General features: G+C 45.8%; 3 protein-coding genes. 2 read left to right on the top strand and 1 reads right to left on the bottom strand.

Annotation, left to right across the window (positions count from 1 at the left end; genetic code table 11):
* Window positions 1-37: 37 nt before the first annotated feature.
* Window positions 38-1942 carry a MobH family relaxase gene (gene mobH, locus QMN93_RS25725; RefSeq protein ID WP_323630742.1) on the bottom strand — a complete coding sequence of 635 codons (1905 nt, stop codon included), beginning with the start codon at window positions 1940-1942 and terminating at the stop codon, window positions 38-40.
* A gap of 149 nt (window positions 1943-2091) precedes the next feature.
* On the opposite strand from mobH, the gene QMN93_RS25720 reads away from it, so the two are divergent.
* Together QMN93_RS25720 and QMN93_RS25715 are read left to right on the top strand one after the other, a co-directional pair.
* Window positions 2092-2661 (top strand): hypothetical protein, encoded by a 570-nt coding sequence (locus QMN93_RS25720; protein WP_016241589.1) that lies wholly within the window; start codon window positions 2092-2094, stop codon window positions 2659-2661.
* Window positions 2662-2683: 22 nt separating this feature from the next.
* Complete coding sequence (locus QMN93_RS25715; RefSeq protein ID WP_323619841.1) at window positions 2684-2947, top strand: hypothetical protein; 264 nt, start codon at window positions 2684-2686, stop codon at window positions 2945-2947.
* Window positions 2948-3002: the final 55 nt, after the last annotated feature.

Here is a 3002-nt window from a genome sequence, read left to right as displayed (position 1 = left end):
TAGCGGGTTTTCTGACGTCCCGAATTAACGATCATTTTCAGGTGCTCAAACCTGCATCTTGAGGTTTATTGGGTATATACGAGTTGATGATTGAATGAAACTCAAGGGTTTCGTTCAGAGTTTTATGGTTTGGTTCTTTTATAAGTGAACTGGGTACAGAGAACTCAATCTCTGTTTGTGCCGATGCCAGGGTTTCTTTGAGGGAAAGACGGCGCTTGGGTTCATTATTCTCCGACACTGGCTTTGGTTGATTATCTTTGAGCCCTTTTGATTCCCCGCTGCCCGCCAGCTCAGTTGTTGGTGAATTAGTGTCATCCAGACAATCTTTTTGATTTTTGGTACTGGTATTTCTTTCCTTTACACGATTGTAGTCCTCATCAGAAAGCAGATTGAGCTTATGCAGCAGTTCGTGGGCGTTTTCCGGCGTAACCTGTCGGTTTCCAAAAATACTCTCCAGTGGAGATTCCTGTTCATCAGCAATGATTGTTCCGCCCTGTAAAACTGAGCGGTCGACCTCATTCGGTATTCCGGTTGACGGAACCGGCTTCTGACCAATGTAGGGTTCGCTTTCGACGAGTTTTGGCTGGTTTGGCCTCCCGGTCAGGTATTCCACCCATTTACCTTCAATACGGATGCGGCTGCTGCATGGTAGAGGGTCAACAGTATCGACAAATAGTACTTCTGGAGATATCAGAAGGATGCAGCTCAACGCAACTTTAGGGTCTTTGCTTTCTCTTGAACTTTTATCATTCAAGATATGAGGGGCAATACGCCAGTATGCAGTGTCATCGTCCTGGTGAACGTTTGGTCGACAGAGATGATAACTTAGCATCAGGTCAGCCAGACTATTCTGGGTTTGTGGAATAACAGCGCCGGAGTTCCTAACGGTCTCAATAATATCCTTGACCGCAACACCCCAGACGATGAATACGCCATAGGTAGTCACCCATACAGGGCTTCCTGGCTTGTTGGGAATCCAATCTCCTTTTTTCAATCTATGGCGCATGGCATCAACTACACGCTGAACCGCAGGTACACCTGACTGGCTTGCACGAATCGCATCACCGGCGTATTGCCGCATATCATAGTTAACGGATGCTGAGTCGGCGGCCTTAATGGTAGTGAGGATCTTGTTTTTAACGTCCTGACCACTGATTTTTTCTGCATTGAGCTGCGCACTGGCATTCAGTGCCCGGGTCAATTCATTGAAAATATCATTCCCGCCGTTAAGAAGGTAAACATGCATTTCTTTTGGCATGATCATCAACAACATATTGCTCGTGCTGGAGGTATGCTGGCGGTGACGGCCTGGTTTCCATACAAGATAGTATCTTTTTACATTGTTCTCTTTTGCCCAGACATGGATTGGTTCATGGCCTGGAGGCCAGTGAATTTTCCCGTCTTCGTTCCATACTTCAAAATCGGTAAATGGTTTCCCGAGGTCATGAAGTAGCCCACCAGCTGCGACTGCAAGTCGCCATGCTAATGCACGATTTGATTTATGTACGGGAACCGCCATTGAATCAAACTCGATGTTTTTAGAACGCCGGATACACTGGAAACACACTTCCAATGAATGACGCAACAATCCGGTTGCAGCACGGTGATGATGGTTTTCGGATGCCGGGAAGAGGTGAACAAAGTTAGCGAAATTTATCAGCATAGGAAGAATAAGCTGATTAAACTCAGAGTCCCTAATATCCAGTTCTCGTTTAATCGCCATCACAAGTGGTTTCTGGTAATGACGTAATACGTACTCACCCGGTACTTGAGCCGGGAATCCGATTTCGCTTGCCGGATAGCGCATATTATCTCGTGATGAAATGAGTTTCCCGATTTCTTCATCTACTGACATATCGATTTCGTCACCGAATAGATCAGTGGTAGCCTTTTTGTTATCAGGCAAAAAAGTATTCAGAATATTTTTAATGTGTCTCAGCATTAAAAGATTTCTCCGGTTAAGTACCTTGTAAGTTAACCGATTGAGAAAAAAATCGTGCTGGAAAATGACGACGTTTTGTCTTCATAAAACATAACGTCAAGGGTGAGAAATTAAGATAATGACGTTGCTATCCAATTGGAGACTAAGCAATGAAATTGGCGAATAAAATTGTTTTGCCCCTGCTGGTGGTTATTACCGGCGTAATCACCAGCGGTTGCAGTGGGACAGGTAAGCCACAACGTACTTACCTCGACGAAACGCGCAATCTCCCCGCCAGGGCCGAGTACCCCTACCAGTATCAGTACTCCGAATCCTGGCGTGGTACAGAACGCGGTGGCGCGGCTATACGTTACCCTGGGTATGAGCATACGCTCGTGAGTCCGTATGCCATCAATGATCCATCCGGGAAGCGATATGTGGCACATGACAATTACACCCAGGTCTTGCTCACTTCAGTGGCAAACACAAAGTATGCCAATGGGCCGCGTGGCACGTTCACACAGACCCCAGCATTTTGCGGGGAAAATACCTTTCTCCTTCCTAATAACACACAGAACGCCAGTAGGGCTGAATACCTCCGTATCAAAGATAAATACTGCTCAACACCTGGCTATCGGTTAAGTGCCCACGAATTAAATGTGCTTTCCAGTGGTGAACCGGAAGAGCTGCGGAAATATCGAATTCAGATGCAGATCGATAACCAACAACCTAAGTCCTAATCCATCAAAATGCGAGGGTACAATGGATAAGCAAAGAAATGAAAAGTGCAGTTCTGGAAATAAAACAATTTTTGCCTGGGCCGGGGGAATCGTTGTTGTAATCGGAATGGTTTGGTTGATGGTAATTAGTTTTATCTCGTACAAAACCCAGGTGATGACCAATCAACTGCTGGATAAAATTAGTACATCGCTGGCCAAGAACCCCGCAGTTCAACAGGGAGTGAACGGAAATATTCAGGACGAAGTAAAGGGTGCTCTTAAGTCTGACCTGCTCCCCGTTGATTAGTACACCCCGATGTTAGTAATGTCTTCATAAGCCACATGAGGACATCCCCATGAAG

The sequence above is a fragment of the Enterobacter sp. R-1.6.2 genome, assembly GCF_035064085.1.
In the GTDB taxonomy this organism is placed as follows: Bacteria; Pseudomonadota; Gammaproteobacteria; order Enterobacterales; family Enterobacteriaceae; genus Enterobacter; species Enterobacter asburiae_B.
The sequence above is the reverse complement of the archived record's forward strand: the minus strand, read 5'-3'. Positions and strand labels throughout refer to the sequence as shown.

Excerpts from the sequence above, each read along its gene's own strand:
- QMN93_RS25715 (WP_323619841.1), top strand. The coding sequence starts at position 2,684 with ATGGATAAGCAAAGAAATGAAAAGTGCAGTTCTGGAAATAAAACAATT.
- QMN93_RS25720 (WP_016241589.1), top strand. The coding sequence starts at position 2,092 with ATGAAATTGGCGAATAAAATTGTTTTGCCCCTGCTGGTGGTTATTACC.
- mobH (WP_323630742.1), bottom strand. The coding sequence starts at position 1,942 with ATGCTGAGACACATTAAAAATATTCTGAATACTTTTTTGCCTGATAAC.